Origin of the sequence: Bradyrhizobium sp. Mp27 (assembly GCF_029953005.1) — a bacterium.
In the GTDB taxonomy this organism is placed as follows: Bacteria; Pseudomonadota; Alphaproteobacteria; order Rhizobiales; family Xanthobacteraceae; genus Bradyrhizobium; species Bradyrhizobium barranii.
Map to the genome: position 1 here is coordinate 58,532 of NZ_JASAUS010000007.1, position 15,628 is coordinate 74,159.

The 15,628-nt window shown below is 65.3% G+C and carries 15 protein-coding genes and 2 pseudogenes; 9 read left to right on the top strand and 8 right to left on the bottom strand.

Going from position 1 to position 15,628, the window contains the following annotated elements; translation table 11 throughout:
- The first annotated feature begins 106 nt into the window (after positions 1-106).
- The 3 genes from rpe (at position 107) to QJT78_RS07080 (ending at position 1,502) form a co-directional block, all read left to right on the top strand.
- Positions 107-808 carry a ribulose-phosphate 3-epimerase gene (gene rpe, locus QJT78_RS07070; RefSeq protein ID WP_028147457.1) on the top strand — a complete coding sequence of 234 codons (702 nt, stop codon included), beginning with the start codon at positions 107-109 and terminating at the stop codon, positions 806-808.
- A 155-nt stretch (positions 809-963) separates the two neighbouring features.
- The gene (locus QJT78_RS07075; RefSeq protein ID WP_193375894.1) at positions 964-1,104 is read left to right on the top strand and encodes a hypothetical protein; all 141 of its coding nucleotides are present in this window, start codon (positions 964-966) and stop codon (positions 1,102-1,104) included.
- Between the two features lie 206 nt (positions 1,105-1,310).
- Positions 1,311-1,502, top strand: a complete 192-nt coding sequence (locus QJT78_RS07080; protein ID WP_014494175.1) for a hypothetical protein — start codon at positions 1,311-1,313, stop codon at positions 1,500-1,502.
- Positions 1,503-1,508: 6 nt separating this feature from the next.
- On the opposite strand, the gene QJT78_RS07085 is transcribed toward QJT78_RS07080, so the two are convergent.
- The 5 genes from QJT78_RS07085 to QJT78_RS07105 all read right to left on the bottom strand — a co-directional run bounded on the left by QJT78_RS07085 (position 1,509) and on the right by QJT78_RS07105 (position 5,858).
- The gene (locus QJT78_RS07085) at positions 1,509-2,942 is read right to left on the bottom strand and encodes a bifunctional serine/threonine-protein kinase/universal stress protein (RefSeq protein ID WP_038941988.1); all 1,434 of its coding nucleotides are present in this window, start codon (positions 2,940-2,942) and stop codon (positions 1,509-1,511) included.
- Positions 2,943-2,948: 6 nt separating this feature from the next.
- A complete protein-coding gene (locus QJT78_RS07090) occupies positions 2,949-3,689 on the bottom strand; it encodes a metallophosphoesterase family protein (protein ID WP_028147460.1) in 741 nt (246 codons plus the stop codon).
- A 117-nt stretch (positions 3,690-3,806) separates the two neighbouring features.
- On the bottom strand, positions 3,807-4,412 hold the full coding sequence (locus QJT78_RS07095) for a hypothetical protein (RefSeq protein ID WP_028147461.1): 606 nt from the start codon (positions 4,410-4,412) through the stop codon (positions 3,807-3,809).
- Positions 4,405-5,091 (bottom strand): hypothetical protein, encoded by a 687-nt coding sequence (locus tag QJT78_RS07100; protein WP_028147462.1) that lies wholly within the window; start codon positions 5,089-5,091, stop codon positions 4,405-4,407. Before QJT78_RS07100 ends, QJT78_RS07095 begins: the two co-directional genes overlap by 8 nt.
- On the bottom strand, positions 5,088-5,858 hold the full coding sequence (locus tag QJT78_RS07105; protein WP_028147463.1) for a MotA/TolQ/ExbB proton channel family protein: 771 nt from the start codon (positions 5,856-5,858) through the stop codon (positions 5,088-5,090). The genes QJT78_RS07100 and QJT78_RS07105 overlap by 4 nt, the downstream gene beginning before the upstream one ends.
- Before the next feature lie 199 nt (positions 5,859-6,057).
- Here QJT78_RS07105 and QJT78_RS07110 point away from each other — a divergent pair, with 199 nt between their 5' ends.
- The 4 genes from QJT78_RS07110 (at position 6,058) to QJT78_RS07125 (ending at position 9,722) form a co-directional block, all read left to right on the top strand.
- Positions 6,058-7,428, top strand: coding sequence for a histidine kinase (locus QJT78_RS07110; protein WP_038952834.1), 1,371 nt, complete (start codon positions 6,058-6,060; stop codon positions 7,426-7,428).
- A gap of 7 nt (positions 7,429-7,435) precedes the next feature.
- Positions 7,436-8,086 carry a response regulator transcription factor gene (locus tag QJT78_RS07115; RefSeq protein WP_014494168.1) on the top strand — a complete coding sequence of 217 codons (651 nt, stop codon included), beginning with the start codon at positions 7,436-7,438 and terminating at the stop codon, positions 8,084-8,086.
- 218 nt (positions 8,087-8,304) lie between these two features.
- Positions 8,305-9,336: an MBL fold metallo-hydrolase gene (locus QJT78_RS07120; RefSeq protein WP_028147465.1), complete on the top strand. Its 1,032-nt coding sequence runs from the start codon at positions 8,305-8,307 to the stop codon at positions 9,334-9,336.
- 95 nt (positions 9,337-9,431) lie between these two features.
- Positions 9,432-9,722: a hypothetical protein gene (locus QJT78_RS07125; RefSeq protein ID WP_028147466.1), complete on the top strand. Its 291-nt coding sequence runs from the start codon at positions 9,432-9,434 to the stop codon at positions 9,720-9,722.
- A gap of 36 nt (positions 9,723-9,758) precedes the next feature.
- Here the strand turns inward: QJT78_RS07125 and QJT78_RS07130 are convergent, their stop codons facing one another.
- Positions 9,759-10,346 carry a TetR family transcriptional regulator gene (locus tag QJT78_RS07130; RefSeq protein ID WP_028147467.1) on the bottom strand — a complete coding sequence of 196 codons (588 nt, stop codon included), beginning with the start codon at positions 10,344-10,346 and terminating at the stop codon, positions 9,759-9,761.
- Between the two features lie 566 nt (positions 10,347-10,912).
- Here QJT78_RS07130 and purB point away from each other — a divergent pair.
- Positions 10,913-12,220, top strand: a complete 1,308-nt coding sequence (gene purB, locus QJT78_RS07135) for an adenylosuccinate lyase (RefSeq protein ID WP_014494164.1) — start codon at positions 10,913-10,915, stop codon at positions 12,218-12,220.
- Positions 12,221-12,338: 118 nt separating this feature from the next.
- The gene (locus QJT78_RS07140) at positions 12,339-13,511 is read left to right on the top strand and encodes a M20 aminoacylase family protein (protein ID WP_028147469.1); all 1,173 of its coding nucleotides are present in this window, start codon (positions 12,339-12,341) and stop codon (positions 13,509-13,511) included.
- Positions 13,512-13,577: 66 nt separating this feature from the next.
- Here the strand turns inward: QJT78_RS07140 and QJT78_RS07145 are convergent.
- Positions 13,578-14,785 (bottom strand): annotated as a pseudogene (locus QJT78_RS07145) (ATP-binding protein); the annotation flags it as partial.
- A gap of 183 nt (positions 14,786-14,968) precedes the next feature.
- Positions 14,969-15,532 (bottom strand): annotated as a pseudogene (locus QJT78_RS07150) (CHASE3 domain-containing protein); the annotation flags it as partial.
- Positions 15,533-15,628: the final 96 nt, after the last annotated feature.

Consider the following 15,628-nt stretch of genomic DNA (forward strand, 5'->3'; position numbering starts at 1 on the left):
GGCAGAAATTTCCGCCCACAGGAAGCACACCACCCCTGCATTGCCCGGCTGAGAGGCCCATGTTAGGCGAGCATCATCTTTCACGGCCGCCACGGGACACCGCGCCATGACCCAAGCCTTCACTCCCCGCCCCCTGGCCATCGCGCCCTCGATCCTGGCCTCGGACTTCTCCAAGCTCGGCGAAGAGGTGCGCGCGGTGGACGCGGCCGGCGCCGACTGGATCCATCTCGACGTGATGGACGGTCATTTCGTTCCCAACATCTCCTACGGCCCCGACGTCATCAAGGCGATGCGCCCGCACACCAAGAAGATCTTCGACGCGCATCTGATGATCTCGCCCTGCGACCCCTATCTCGAGGCCTTCGCCAAAGCCGGCTGTGACCACATCACCGTGCATGCGGAAGCAGGTCCCCATCTGCACCGCTCGCTCCAGGCGATCCGCGCGCTCGGCAAGAAGGCCGGCGTCTCGCTCAACCCGGGCACGCCGATCAGCGTGCTCGAATACGTCATCGACCTCGTCGACCTCGTGCTGGTGATGTCGGTCAATCCCGGCTTCGGCGGCCAGGCTTTCATCTCCTCCGCGATCGGCAAGATCCGCGACATCCGCGCGATGACGGCAGGACGTCCGATCGACATCGAGGTCGATGGCGGCGTCGGTCCTGATGTCGCGGGTCCCCTGGCCGCGGCGGGCGCCAACGCCTTCGTCGCCGGCACCTCCGTGTTCAAGGGCGGCACGCAGGAAGCGTACAAGACCAACATCGCCGCGATCCGCAACGCCGCCGCAGGCGCACGCGGCGAAGCGATCTAAAGCACAAGCAACGTATTCGCTGAAAAGCTGCTGGTCTTGCGGGTCTTGCAGCCCGCAATGCGTAAAATTGCAACCTTAATCCGTACTCCTCCGGGCTTCCCTGATTCGTGCAAATCACCGCTAGTGATTCTTGCCTGTTTTCGCGGGAGCACATCATGACGACGACCCTGGTTTGGACTGGCGTGGCGTTGTGGCTTGGTTTCAGTGCGTTTGTTGTGTTCGGCCCATCGGCCGGACCGGCGAAGGTGCCGGCACGTTCGGCCCGCATCGTCCGTCGCGACTGGTATCGGGCCTGAGCCCATGCAGATCGCGCTCGTGAAGCGTCAAGCGAAGCGCAGGTGCCGCATCCCGCGGCGCCCGCATCCTGACCTTGACTATTTCTTCGGTCGGCTCGAACGCACCGAAGGCGAGAGGCGCGACGACACCGGGCCCGAGATGGCGGACCCGGATCACCCGCTCCGGTCACCGCGCCGGCATTGAATTCTATTCTGGACCACGCCCGATGAAACCGCACTGCCCGAACTGCCTGAAGGAAATGACCAAGGCATCCGCGTCGCGTAACCTCTTCAATTGCGAGCCCTGCCGCGAGATCATCCAGTATTTCGGCGGCGGCGCGGATCACGGCGAGCCCGGCCCGCAATTCTGCTGGCCGATCCGCCGCAAGCGCTCCGTCCACGCCGCCCACGCGGCGTGATCTTTCCTAGCCCCACACGACGCCGGCGTCTGGTTTCGCCGCAGCCATCCGCGGTGGCCGCACCACGGTGACGGTGCAGGCCGCCTCCGAGGCCACCTTGGCCGAGACGCTGCCGAGCAGCGTGCGGCGGAACGAGCTCTGCCGTGCGCCGATGATGACGTGGTCGACCTGATTGACCTCGGCGAATTCCAGCAGCGCCGCGGCGGGGTCGACGGCCTCCAGCACGTGAACCGACAGCCGGCTCTCATCCAGCTTGAGCGGCGTCGCCCAATGCCGGAGCGCGACCAGGCGGTCGATATGCTTGTTGGAGCCCTGCTCGTCGAGCGTCCGGTCGATCGCAATGCGGTTGAGCTTGAGCACGTTGACGCAGGCAAGCCGCGCCGACGGCAGCGTCGCGAGAATGCGCTCGGTCGTCACGCGCAGCGCCTCGTTCAGCTCGCCCGCGCCTTCCTCCGTGTCGAGCGCGACCGCGAGGATCGGGCTGGAGGCGATTTGCGCGGCGACGTCCGATTTCGCGCGCGGCGCCATGACGCCCAGGTTGAAGCGCCGCCGCCAGGCCACGCTCAAGGGGTCGCGCTTCAGCCGTTCCGAACGCGCGGTGAGCCTGACCTGGTCCGGATGAGCGAGATCGAAGGCGAGCTGGGACGCGGTCGGATAGCGCCGCACCGGCTCGATCTCGAGACAGCGCAGCACCACCTCCTGAAGCCAGGGCGGATAGTCCGCGCGCAATTCGCGCGGCGGATGCGGATCGCGCCACAGCCGGCGACGCATCGCGCGCAGCGTCTCGCCCTCGCCGAAGGGACGCTCGCCGGTGGTGAAGAAATAGAGCAGCACGCCCAGCGAAAACAGATCGCTGCGCGGATCGTCGCGTACCCCCAACAGCCGCTCGGGCGCCATGTAGGGCGCGGTGCCGTAAGGCAGGCGGAATTCTTCCTGCAGCAGGTCCGGCAGATGGTTGTGGTGCGACAAGCCGTAATCAATCAGGACCGCCTCGCCGCTATCGCGGAACATGATGCTGCTCGGCTTGATGTCGTGATGGATCACGTTCTGCCGGTGCAGATCGGCCAGCGCGGCGGCGATCTTCGCGACGAGCTGCCGCGCCTCCTCATATGGGAGCGGCAGGTCGGGCAGCCGCTTGTAGAGCGTGGTCCCGGGAATGCGCTCGATCACGGCGTAAGCCTGGTGCGCGAAGTCGCCGGTGCCGAAGCACGAGGGCACGTGCGGGCCGGCGAGCCGCGGCAAGATCATCATCTCCATCTCGAACGAGACGATCGCGGCCGGGTCCTCGCCCTCCGACACCCGCGGAATCTTCATCAGCAGCGGCACGTCGATGCCGGGATGGGTGACGGTCCACAGCGTCGCCATGCCGCCGGCATGGACGCAGTCGCCGATGGTGTAGCCGTCGATCTCGGCGCCTGATTTGACCAGGGGTTGCGGCATCGGCCTCTAGCGTCCCTGCGACAGCCGGTCGGCGAGCCAGGGCGGCAGGCCGTTCTCGCGAATCTTGCTCGCCGCGCTCGCGATGTCATAGGGCGCGCGGCAATAGGTGATCTGGCACGACACGGTGTCGAACAGCACGAAGGCTGCGGATGGATCGCCGTCGCGAGGCTGGCCCACCGAGCCGAGCACGGCCAGCCATTGCCGACCGCGCAGCAGCGGCACGGAAACGTCGGTCTTGGGCACGAGGCTCGTCATCTTCGCCGTCACCGACATCGAATAGAGCGCCGGGCGATGGATGTGGCCGCAGAAGGTGACATGGGCGGGCGTCGATATCAGGCTCTTGGCGGCATCCGCCGTCGAACGGACATAGTGCCAGCGCTGCGGGCTCGAGGCCTCCGAGTGGACGTAAAGGCGCTCCTTCTCATCCACCAGCATCGGCAGCTCGGCGAGGAACCGCCGCTGCGCGACGTCGAGCCGCCCGCGCGTCCATTCGATCGCGATCTGCGCCTCCGCATTCATGGCTTCGGTCGTGGTGTTGACCGCCTCGTCATGATTGCCGCGGACGGCGATGGCGCCCTCCCGGACCAGACCCATCACGGTATCCACGACCCATTCCGGATCGGCGCCATAGCCGACGAAATCGCCGAGCAGGACGAACCGCTCCACGCCCTTCGCGCGGGCAACCTTCAGGCAGGCCTCGAACGCCTGCCGGTTGCCGTGGATATCCGAGAAGACAGCGAGAAGCACGCACCCTCCACCCCAAAGGCCTTATCGGAAGCCGATAAGGCCAAATTGAGGGACGTCAAGAAGATGCGCCAGTGCGGGTGCGTTTTCCAGCGTGCCCCTGTCGCGATGGTGAAGAGCCTATTGCTCGTCCTTCGGCGGCATCCGGGGCGGCGGAATCGGGGTGAACACCGCGCCTTGCGCGCCGGCGGGTGGTGCCAGGAATTCGCCGGTCGAGGAATCGCCGCCGCTGGTCTCCAGAATGGTCTTGGGCGTCACGTATTCCCGGACCATGTCAATGAGACTGCCATCGCCGCCGCCGAAATCGGCGGCACGGCCGCCTTGCGGATGTCCCAACGCGATCTCGTTCTCCGCCGCATGGGTCTTGTCGGCCAGCCTGTCATTGTAGGGCACACGAAAGGCGCGCGGGATGCCGCTCGGGCGATTGTCGTCATCCAGCTGCTCGACCCAGAGATAGATCGAGCCGGGATCGCCCTCCAGCGAATGCGGCTCGACGATGCGGGCCTTCAGCAGCTTGAAGGTCGCCGGCAGCCGTTCGGAACTGGCCCAGCCCAGCAGCCCGCGCATCTCGGTGAAGCTGACGACATAGAAGGCGCTGGTCACGACCACCGCGACGGCCTTCAACGACCAGTGCAGCCGCGCATAGACCAGCACGACCAGCAGCAGCGCGCCGATGACGGCGTAGGCGACCGACAGCGTGAGGATGACCGTCTGCAGGCTAGTCACGGCGCACCCTCACAGCGTTCTTGCTCACCCCTGTCCGCGGATCGAGATCGGCGCCGTTGCGCCAGCTGCTGCGGAACGTCTCCAGCAGCGATTTCGGCCGCTGGTCCACATTGACGACCTTGCCCTCGGCATCGAGCCGGAACCGCACCGCGGTCTTCTCGTCGCCGGTGTGATCGAGCGTGAATTTGTTGTCGAAGACCACCTGCGCGGTCGGATTGAGCTTCTGCACCTTCACATTGGCCTGGACCGGTTCGCCGGTCGTCGCCACGAAATGTGAGACGTTGACGGTGTATTCGCCGGCGAGGATGCCGCGCACCGTGACGATCTCCTCGCGGATCGGCGAGGCGATCTTCTTGCCGTTGACCATGATGAAGTCGTTGGCCCCGCCCCGGTCGTCGCGATCGAGCGTGAGGAAGCCGGCTTCGCGGTGGCGATACCAGGCGATGTTGCCGGCGGGATCCTGCACGAACAGGTCGAGATCGTCTGGATGGCTGTCGGGCCAGTCCAGTGTGATCATGAACTCGGCCTTGGAGTCGATCTTGCCGTCCTTGGCATCGGGCGACACCGCGAGGAGCGCGAGGAAGAACAGGAAGGCGATCACCTGAAGCGCCTTGAACAGCATCACGCCCAGGGGATCGAAAGGCTCCTCGCGCGGATAGAGACCGAAATCATCCATCATGACGCGGTTCCAGCGCCTTTGCGCTCCAGCACCGGCGTCACATAGGTCTCGGTCAGCACCACCGCGTCCGAGAACACGCGCTGGGTCGCGGCATCCAGCATGTAATACTGGATGCGCACCAGGATCGAGCCGACGAGGCCCGCCAGCGTGGTGTACATCGCGACCGCCATGCCGTCGCTCATCAGCCCCATCGAGGAACGCATCGCGACCTTGTCGGCGGCGTCCAGCCCCGCGATCGGCGCCAGCATGATGATGAAGCCGATGATGGTGCCGAGCAGGCCGAGCTTCATCAGCGTGTCCGAGACGAAGGCACCGAAGCCGTTGGAGCCGCGCAGCCGGTCGGCCAGCGTCCGCAGCAGCAGCGTCTGGTCGACCGCCCGGTAGTCCTGCGCGGACGCTTTCGTCACGAGGCTCTCGATGTGGTCCCGCACCAGCCCGCGTGGCAGCGCGGCCGCGCTGCCGTCGAGCACCTTGCTGCCCCCGGGCGCGGCGAGCACCGCCCGGCAGCGCCGCGCCGCCGCGCCTTCACGGGCGATCGCCCGTGTCCGCAGGAAGCAGTGGCCGCAGGTAAGGACATAGAGCAGCGCGATCACGCTGGAAATGTAGGTGCGGTCCGAGGTCAGCATCAGGCGGATCAGGCCGAAGCGCCACAGCAGCACGACGGCGAAGATCGACAACCCAGTGAAGATCATCCAGAACAGCAGCGCGCTGCGCTCGGATGGGTCGGCAGCAGACCCCGCGATCGGTCCAATCGTCATCGAACTCATGCTGCACTGCTCCTGGCTTGCAGGGATTGGCCTGCAATGATTCCACCCGATTAGATCAAAGCCGCCGCGCGCGGTCCAAAGAGCCATGCCCAATCCGGCTTGGGAAATTTGCCCGAGCTGCAATCCGGCCCAAACCCCGCAATTGGCAAGGCGCGGCGGCGTTGTTAGGCTGACCTTACCAAACGTTGAGGGTGATCGCATGTGCCTCGTGCTTCAGCTTGTCGCCCGTCTGCTTCTCATCGTCGCGCTCTGCCTTGGCGCTGCGACCGTCTGGGCCACGTTCGACGCCTATCGCAGCGTCGACCGGGCGACCGCGGCCTCGGCGCAGCGGGTCGCGCAGGCGCTTCAGGCGCTGTACTGGCACGAGTTCTTGTTGCGCAGCAGCAGAACGCGCGAGCAGCTCTTGCCGGTTCCGGAGTGGCGCACCCTGGAGACGATGAAGCTGATCTCGCCCGGCGTCTGCGTCGAGTTCCAGCCGGCCATCGCATTCGAAAGGCCGCTCTGCGGCCAGAGCGTGGGGCTAGGCAAGACGCCGCCGCACTGGTTCACCGCGATCGTACCTATCTTCCTCGGCAGCCACGCCGAAGTGATAAGGCCCGTCAGTCCCCGCGCGGCAGCCGCCGGAACGGTCGTCGCGACGCCGGATGCCGCGGCGGCCATCTCGCTTGCCTGGGAGTATCTCCTCAACGTGGTCGATGTCGCGCTTCTGATGGCGGCGGCGATCGCGCTCCTGGCGTCGCTTGCCATCGCGCACGCGCTGGCGCCGGCGCGCACCATCGTCGCCGCGCTCCAGCGCATGGCGCGGGGCCAGTATCGCACGAAACTGCCGCGCTTCCGCTCCATGGAGCTGGCGATGATCGGCAGCGCCGTCGGCGAGCTCGGCGGCCGGCTGGAGGAAGCCACCGAACAGCGCGCCGCGCTGACACGGCGGCTGATCGAGATTCGTGACGACGAACGCCGCGCGCTCGCCCGCGAGCTGCACGACGAGTTCGGTCAAAATCTCTCCGCCATCCTCGCCTTTGCCAACACGATCGAGACCGCAAGCGCGAAGGAGAGCAAGGATAACGGAATCGCGCAGGACGCGCGCATGATCTCGCAGGCCACCCATCATCTGATGGCCTCGCTGCGCGATGCGCTCAAACGCCTGCGCAATCCACTGCCCGAGGAGCTTGGGCTCGAGGCCAGCCTGGTCAATTTGGTGGACAGCTGGCGCTCGCAAAGCGCAGCCCAGCCGACCATCCGGCTCGACCTCAAGGGCGACCTCACCGACATCAGCGGCCCGGCCGCCACCACCGCCTATCGCGTGGCGCAGGAATGCCTGACCAACGCACTGCGCCACAGCTCGGCGCGCGAAATCTCCTTGCGCATCGAGCGGCGCGCCGGTGACGACGACGCGTTGCTGATCCGTGTCGAGGACGACGGCGGCGGCGACGCCGCGCGTGTGGCGCAGTCGGCCGGCTTCGGCCTCACCGGCATCCGCGAGCGGGTCGCGGCGGCCGGCGGATCGCTGTCGATCCTGCCTGCGCGAGGAGGCCTCAGCGTCGCCGCCACCATCCCGCTCGCAGCGTGAGGTCGACATGAGCGATGTCGCGGCAACAGGCATCTCCGTGCTGCTGGTCGACGATCATCCGATCGTGCGGCAGGGCTACCGCCGCGTGCTGGAGAGCCAGGGCGATCTCCATGTCGTGGCGGAAGCCGACAACGCCGCGGATGCGTACGGCGCCTTCAAGGCACACGACCCTGATGTCGTCCTGCTGGATATCTCGATGCCGGGCGCGAGCGGACTGGAGGCGATCCGCAACATCCGCGCGCGCAGCCCGCGGGCGCGCATCCTCGTCTTCACCATGCACAACGAAGCCGTGCTGGTGAAAGCCGCCTTCAGCGCCGGCGCCAGCGGCTTCGTCACCAAGAGCAGCGAACCCTCCGCGGTCGTCACCGCGATCCGCAGCGTTGCACGCGGCGAGCGCGCCATGAGCGACGACATCGCGCATATCCTGGCCGAGGACAGCCTGTCGGCGGGCTCGGCGCTGGACCAACTGGGTGAGCGCGAGATCGAGATCCTGCGCCAATTCGCCGGTGGCGCTACGACCGAGCAGATTGCTGCGCATCTCAATCTCAGCGTCAAGACGGTGCAGAACTATCACTATTTGATCAAGACCAAGACCGGCGCGCGCACCGACGCACAGCTCGTGCGGCTGGCAGCGAGCTGCGGGCTGACGAGGATCTAGGGCTTCGCGGCTGGACGCCTATCTGGTTCCGGCCGACCGCCCCAACGAAGGTCTCCAGTCGCTCTCGGATTGTGCTAGGCTCGATCGCAGCCACGGCATGCGGCACGAGACCGCCGGTGGATGCCTGTTGGGCTCCGATCTTGACGCGAGCCTCCCGGCTCTTTCGAAGCCGCCCTCGTTCCCGTTGTATGCTTTGCACGACAACAGGAGACGCTTCCATGAACATCAGGGACAGTCTTCTTGCCGCACTGATCGCCTTCAACGTTGTCGCGACCGGAACCACCGAGAGCGCAGCAACCGAGGCGAAAGACCAGATCACTATTCTTTATGACGCCTTCGGCACAAATGACGCGATGACAAAGGACTGGGGTTTTTCCGCCCTTGTCGAAGTCGCGGGAAAACGCATCCTGTTCGACACGGGTAACGACCCCGATATCTTCGCGGCAAACGTGAAGGCCAGGGGTGTCAACCTCTCGGACCTCGACTTTGTCGTTCTTTCGCACCGCCATTCCGATCATATGGCGGGCTTGTCCTACGTCCTAAGCGTCAATCCGACCGTCAAGATCTACGCGCCGAAGGAAGGATTTGGCATCTACGGCTCTTCGCTGCCTTCCGGCTTCTTCCGGAAGGACGAGGCCCTGCCGCCAGAGATGCGGTACTACGGAGGTAAGCCCCCAGCGGTGATGAAGTTCGGCTCGGCATGGGCCAACGCAAACTTCGAACTGATCGATCAAACGACCGAGATTGCTCCCGGGATCACGCTGATTTCGCTGATCTCCGATGCGCCCGGAACAAGAGAGCTCAAGGAGCTGTCCTTGGCCGTCAACACCGCAGAAGGCGTAGTCCTTCTGGTCGGTTGTTCGCACCCCGGGATCGAGCGCATTGTCGAAGCGGCGACCGGTATCAATCCCAGGATTCATCTCATCGCCGGCGGATTTCATCTGGTCATGGCGCCTGACGATGCGATCGCGAAAGTCGTTACCGCTCTGAAGGACAGGTTCAAGGTCGACGCCGTAGCACCGGGACATTGCACCGGTGAGCCGACTTTTGCCGCGCTCAAGAAGGCGTTCGGCGACAGCTATCTCTATGCCGGCCTCGGCACGTCGATTCCGGTTGGAACGAGTGGGAATGCCAGACGTGGGGAAGGTCCAACGCTTGACGACCTTGAGACATATCGGAAACTGGCCGGGCGCGAAGACCCGTTCGGCATCTTGCGGTCGCGCAGCCAGCGGTCGGGATCCGCGCTCTAGCGCGCGTAGTCGCGCCTTTATCCAGCGCGTGAGTCGAGCGGAATGGAACCGACACTGTCGCGCTTTGGTTAGCAGCAGAGTGAAGGAGTTGCGCCATGAGTAAGGCCATGCACCGAACGGTCGTCGATCCTCCGCTCCTCACCGTGGGCGAGCTCATCGACGAACTCTGCCGCTTGCCGGATACGGCCGTCGTCCACTTCCGCTGCCCCGCACTCGATCAGGAGCTTACATTCTACCGCATTCGGAAGCGGTCGAAGGACGCTGTCGAAATCGCGGTGAACACATATCCGGAGAGCCCGCCGGTAGTCCCGTCTTCCAACGGAAGGCAATCGACCCTCTCGCCTCCCCTTCGCGAGGAGGCCCTGCTGCACAAGGCGAAAGGCTGAATCGGCAATTACGCGCTTTGGCGGGAGCGTGTCGGTCTAGGCCGCCTTCAACCCGCGCAGCACCAGCGCCAGGGTCGCGTCGACTCGGGCGGGCAGATCGGCATCCTTCCACTCGTCGGCGTGGGCCGGATGGTGGAAGCGGACGGTGGCATCGAAGATGGCGCGGGCGGTGGCCTTGACGTCGCCTACCTCGAACACGCCCTGCTTCACGCCGTCGGTCAGGATCGACGCGATCTGGTCGATCATGGTGTCCTTGTGGCACTTGACGGCGGCGCAAGCCTCGCGCGCCAGCGTCAGATAGGTGTCAAACATCTCGGGATCGTCGAGCACGCGCGAGCGCTTGGCGGCGAACAGCGTGCGCAGCCAGCGGTCGAGTCGCGCCGGCGCCGGCCCCTGCTCCCCGGCGATCGCCAGCAACGGCGCGTCGATGCGATCCAGCCAGCGTTTGGCGACGGCCTCGCGCAGCGAGGCCTTGCTCGGGAAATGGCGATAGACGCTGCCGTGGCTCACATCGAGCGCACGGGCAACGTCAACCACGGTGGCCTTGGCGAGTCCGTAGCGCCGCAGAACGTCCTCGGTGACTTCGAGGATCCGCTCCGGCGTCAAGATCACGGCTTCATTCATGCCAGCACCATGTTCCCGTTGAGGGCTCAGTTACCCGGCGATGGAGCTGCTTCCGAAGCGCCCGCGCCGGTCGTTTCGGAAAGCTCTCGCCTTAATGAGGCAGTTTTGCAGCCTGCGCCGCGATCTGGCGCGCAACCAGTAAATTGAGCCAATGCCCAATCGTTCCGGTGAAGTTGATGATTTCGGTCGTCATTGTCTTAAGTCTCCATTCGTCCGCGGTCCCCACCGCCAAATTACGTCCCGCGATCCGCAAGTGTTTCGGACCTCGGGCTCCCCGGGCGGGTCACCGCGGGACGCCCAATTGGAGCGTCCGAGAACGGATATACACGTCTCGCTGACAGATTTCAATATCTGTTAGTCAATGATCCGTGACACAGTTAATTTTTGTGGCCGGCGTCTCAGACTGGGCTAGTTCCGGGGGCGGTGGATAGCTCGCCGATCCCCCTCGCCCCGGGTCCAGATCGTTTGTTTCGTCCTGCCCGCTCTGCTAAATCACGGCGTAAAAAGCATTTTGGCCGATCGCCGCCTCCCCTGGGGCCGCCCGCCCACCTTCCTGGAGCAGTCTGATGATCCCCCGCTATACCCGCCCGGAAATGGCCTCGATCTGGGAGCCGCAGACCCGGTTCAAGATCTGGTTCGAGATCGAGGCGCACGCGGCGGACGCCCTCGCCGAGCTCGGGACCATCCCCAAGGAGGCCGCCAAGACGGTCTGGGCCAAGGCCAAGGACGCCACTTTCGACGTCGCCCGCATCGATGAGATCGAGCGCGAGACCAAGCACGACGTCATCGCCTTCCTGACCCACCTTGCCGAAATCGTCGGCCCCGAGGCGCGCTTCGTACACCAGGGCATGACCTCCTCCGACGTGCTCGACACCTGCCTCAACGTCCAGCTCACCCGCGCCGCCGACCTCCTGCTCGCCGATCTCGACAAGGTGCTGGCCGCGCTGAAGAAGCGCGCCTTCGAGCACAAGATGACGCCGACGATCGGCCGCAGCCACGGCATCCACGCCGAGCCTGTCACCTTCGGCCTCAAGCTCGCTTATGCCTATGCCGAATTCTCACGCGCCAAGGAGCGCCTGATCGCGGCGCGCAAGGAAGTTGCGACCTGCGCCATCTCCGGCGCCGTCGGCACCTTCGCCCAGATCGACCCGCGCGTCGAAGAGCACGTCGCCAAGGCGATGGGCCTCGTCCCCGAGCCGATCTCCACCCAGGTCATCCCGCGCGACCGCCACGCGATGTATTTCTCAACGCTTGGCGTGATCGCCTCCTCGGTCGAGCGCATTGCCGTGGAGATCCGCCACATGCAGCGCACCGAGGTGCTGGAGGCCGAGGAGTTCTTCTCGGAAGGCCAGAAGGGCTCGTCCGCGATGCCGCACAAGCGCAACCCGGTGCTGTCGGAAAACCTCACCGGCCTCTCCCGCATGGTCCGCGCCTACGTGACGCCGGCCCTGGAGAACGTCGTGCTCTGGCACGAGCGCGACATCTCGCACTCCTCCGCCGAGCGCATGATGGGCCCGGATGCGACCGTGACGCTGGACTTCGCGCTGGTGCGCCTCGCCGGCCTGATCGACAAGCTGCTGGTGTACCCCGCCAACATGCAGAAGAACCTCGACCGCCTCGGCGGGCTCGTGCATTCGCAGCGCGTGCTGCTGGCGCTGACCCAGAAGGGCGCAAGCCGCGAGGACGCCTACAAGCTGGTGCAGCGCAACGCGATGCCGGTCTGGCGCGGCGAAGGCGACTTCCTCCAGCTCCTGAAAAAGGACACTGAAGTGAAGAAGTACCTCACTGACGCCGAGATCGAGGAGCAGTTCGACCTCGGCTATCACCTCAAGCATGTCGACACGATCTTCAAGCGCGTGTTCGGCGAGAGCTGAGCGCGCGTCCGTAGAAGCTGCCGGGTGGTTAGCCGCAGGCATCACCCACCATTCCTCGTGACACGGCGGTGGGTTACGCTACGCTAACCCACCCCACGAACAAGAAACGGATCCCCTCATGCCCATCGTCAACCGCGTTGCCGCCCTCTCCGACGAAATGGCCGCCTGGCGCCATGACTTCCATGAGAACCCGGAGCTGCTCTACGAGGTCCATCGCACCGCCGGCATCGTCGCCGATCGCTTGCGCGAATTCGGCTGCGACAAGGTGGTGACGGGCATCGGCCGGACCGGTGTCGTCGGCGTGATCCGCGGCCGCAAGTCCGCCTCCGGCAAGACCATCGGGCTTCGTGCCGACATGGACGCGCTGCCGATCATGGAGACGTCGGGCGTCGCCTACGCCTCCAAGGTCCCCGGCAAGATGCACGCCTGCGGCCACGACGGCCACACCGCCATGCTGCTCGGCGCCGCCAAATATCTCGCCGAGACGCGCAATTTCGACGGCACCGCGATCATGATCTTCCAGCCTGCGGAGGAAGGCGGCGGCGGCGGCAAGGCGATGGTCGAGGACGGCTTGATGACGCGCTGGAACATCCAGGAGGTCTACGGCATGCACAACATGCCGGGCCTGCCCGAGGGCCATTTCGCGACCACGCCCGGCGCGATGCTGGCCTCCTCCGACAACATCCAGATCATCGTCCACGGCAAGGGCGGCCACGCCGGCGCCGGTCCGCACAAATCCGTCGACAGCGTGCTGATCGGCTCGCAGATCGTCAACGCGCTGCAGTCGATCGTCGCGCGCAACGTCGATCCGCTGAAGTCCGCCGTCATCTCGATCACGCAATTCCACTCCGGCACGGCCTTCAACATCATTCCTGAAGTCGCCGAACTCGGCGGCACCGTCCGCACGCTCGATCCTGAAGTGCGCGATCTCGTCGAGCGCCGCATCGGCGAGGTCGCCGAGAGCGTCGCCCGCGCCTATGGCGGCTCGGCCGAGACCAAGTACACGCGGATGTATCCGGTGACGATGAACCATGCGCGCGAGGCCGGCCTTGCCGCCGACGTCGCCCGCGACATCGTCGGTGCCGAGCGCGTCAACGACAAGTTCATCCCGATGATGGGCGCCGAGGACTTCTCGTTTATGCTGGAAGCTCGTCCCGGCGCGATGATCCTGGTCGGCATGGGCGACGGCAATGAGTGCCACCACCCGGCCTATGTCTTCAACGACAACATCCTCGGCCACGGCGCCTCCTACTGGGCGCGCCTGGTGGAGACGCGGATGCCGGCTGGCTAGCGCCGCTTCGCTGCAATCGTGGCCCCGGCGACAATCCCGGCAAAGGGCCACGCCACGCGGAGCCCGTCATCGAGCCGCAGAGCGTTGCTCCGTTGGCTCTTCCGTCTCCAGCGGGCGAGATGCGGTCTCATCTGAGGCGAGAGGCAGGGTGAACTGGAAGAAGGCGCCCCGCGGCTCGTTTGCGCCGGCCCACATCCGCCCGCCATGCGCCTCGATGATCGAGCGGCAGATGGCGAGACCCATCCCCATGCCTGTGGGCTTGGTGGTGTAGAAGGCTTCGAACAGGCGATCCACGTTGTTCGGATCCAGCCCCGGACCGGAATCCCGCAAGGTGACGTGGACGCCGTCCGATGCATCCCGACCGGTGCTGATCAGCAGCTCCCGTCCCCCCTCGCCGACCGCGGCCATCGCCTCGATCGCGTTGACGATCAGGTTCAGCACCACTTGCTGAACTTGAACTCGGTCGGCCTGAATCGGCGGCAAGCCCTCGGCAAATTGCGTTCGCACCGAGACGCCGTTCTTGAACGCTTCGCTGCGTGTCAGCGCGATGACCTCAAGCACCGCCGGGTTGATCTCAAGTGTCTCCTTTTGCGGGGGCGAGTTCCTGATCAGCGCCCGGATCCGGCCGATGATGTCGCCGGCTCGCATGCCGTCACCGGTGATCCAGCCGAAGGTCTGTCGAACCCGCTCCAGATCCGGCGGCTGCGCCCCCAGCCAATTCAGCCCCGCCTCGGCGTTCGCCACGATCGCGGCGATCGGCTGGTTGACTTCATGGGCGATCGAAGCGGTCAGCTGCCCCATGGTGGTGACGCGATTGGCGTGCGCGAGCTCCATCAGTGCTTCGCGGTAGCGCCGCTCATGTTCGCGGCCTTCGGCCTCCGCTCGCTTGAGAGCCGTGAGATCAAGGACGAGCCGACGCCATGATCCGTATCTTCTCCGAACATGGTCCCGCCGATCAGCACCGGCACGCGGCTTCCGTCCTTCCGCACATACTCCTTCTCGAATGGCTGGGCCGTCCCGACCCGCTTCAGTTCCGTCACGGTCTGCAAGTCGCGGTCGCGCCATTCCGGCGGCGTGAGGTCGGTCCGATGCAGGCGCCCCGCGGCGAGATCTTCCCGGTCGTATCCCACGATGCGCAGGAAGGCATCGTTGGCCTCGAGAATACGCCCCTCGACCTCCCAGATGATGATGCCGATGATGTTGGCATCGAACAGACGCCTGATCTTGATATCCCGTGCTGCAACATCACTCTGGAGCTGGATGTTCTGCTCGGTCGCCTCTCTCCGCCGTTTCGCTTCGAGCCGCGCGAGCGCCAACGCCGCTGCGGCCAGCGCGACGACGAGGACGACGGCGCCGGCGATCAGCCAGGTCCAGCGTTGCTCGAATGCTTCGGCGCGCGCCTCCCGGTCGGCGAGCCGAAAGCGCTCGTGATCCACCATCTGGTCGATTTGCGAGCGGACCTCGTCCATGCTGCGGATCATTGCCAGCGCGGCCAGTCCGGACGCGCCGGCCGTCTTCAGCAGCTCGTCGATCTCGCGCAGCGTGGCTGTAACGGTCAGCGCCAGATGTCCGGCCCGAAGGCCCTGCAACGGATCGTCCGCCACCAACATCTGCAGCGCCTGAGCCTCCCGCCGTACGCTTTCGTCAGAGACGCCGTAGGCCTTGAGATAGGCGGGGTCGAGGGTCATGAGATACCCGCGCCTTTCAGTCTCCAGCTCCGCAACGATCGCTCGCAGCCGATCGAGCGTTTCGAGGACCTGGCGGCTATGCTCGATGAAGTGATGAGCTGCCTGCCGCTCCTGCCAATATTGCAGAACGAGGAAGCTGGTCGCGGCAAACAGAGTCACAAGCACTGCGACCGCAAGGATCAGCGGACGAGCAAACCATCGCAGAGGCAGGGCCCGAACAGGAACGGACATTGACCGTGGGTCTTCGATGCTCGTGTGACCGCGCGTGTTCTGGTGCCGACGCCAGAGCATGATGGGACAATAGCACGGATAGAGAGGGCGGAAACCCGACATTCATCGGATACGCCGGAGGACGGCCGTGATGTCGCAGGGCTGCGGCCCCGTGCGTGTGCTATGAATGAATGCCCTTGGTTGATTCAAGGAGCATCA

Bases quoted from the DNA above. Each gene is read 5' to 3' on its own strand.
- rpe (WP_028147457.1), top strand. From the start codon at position 107: ATGACCCAAGCCTTCACTCCCCGCCCCCTGGCCATCGCGCCCTCGATC.
- QJT78_RS07075 (WP_193375894.1), top strand. From the start codon at position 964: ATGACGACGACCCTGGTTTGGACTGGCGTGGCGTTGTGGCTTGGTTTC.
- QJT78_RS07080 (WP_014494175.1), top strand. From the start codon at position 1,311: ATGAAACCGCACTGCCCGAACTGCCTGAAGGAAATGACCAAGGCATCC.
- QJT78_RS07085 (WP_038941988.1), bottom strand. From the start codon at position 2,942: ATGCCGCAACCCCTGGTCAAATCAGGCGCCGAGATCGACGGCTACACC.
- QJT78_RS07100 (WP_028147462.1), bottom strand. From the start codon at position 5,091: ATGATGGATGATTTCGGTCTCTATCCGCGCGAGGAGCCTTTCGATCCC.
- QJT78_RS07105 (WP_028147463.1), bottom strand. From the start codon at position 5,858: ATGAGTTCGATGACGATTGGACCGATCGCGGGGTCTGCTGCCGACCCA.
- QJT78_RS07110 (WP_038952834.1), top strand. From the start codon at position 6,058: ATGTGCCTCGTGCTTCAGCTTGTCGCCCGTCTGCTTCTCATCGTCGCG.
- QJT78_RS07115 (WP_014494168.1), top strand. From the start codon at position 7,436: ATGAGCGATGTCGCGGCAACAGGCATCTCCGTGCTGCTGGTCGACGAT.
- QJT78_RS07120 (WP_028147465.1), top strand. From the start codon at position 8,305: ATGAACATCAGGGACAGTCTTCTTGCCGCACTGATCGCCTTCAACGTT.
- QJT78_RS07125 (WP_028147466.1), top strand. From the start codon at position 9,432: ATGAGTAAGGCCATGCACCGAACGGTCGTCGATCCTCCGCTCCTCACC.
- QJT78_RS07130 (WP_028147467.1), bottom strand. From the start codon at position 10,346: ATGAATGAAGCCGTGATCTTGACGCCGGAGCGGATCCTCGAAGTCACC.
- purB (WP_014494164.1), top strand. From the start codon at position 10,913: ATGATCCCCCGCTATACCCGCCCGGAAATGGCCTCGATCTGGGAGCCG.
- QJT78_RS07140 (WP_028147469.1), top strand. From the start codon at position 12,339: ATGCCCATCGTCAACCGCGTTGCCGCCCTCTCCGACGAAATGGCCGCC.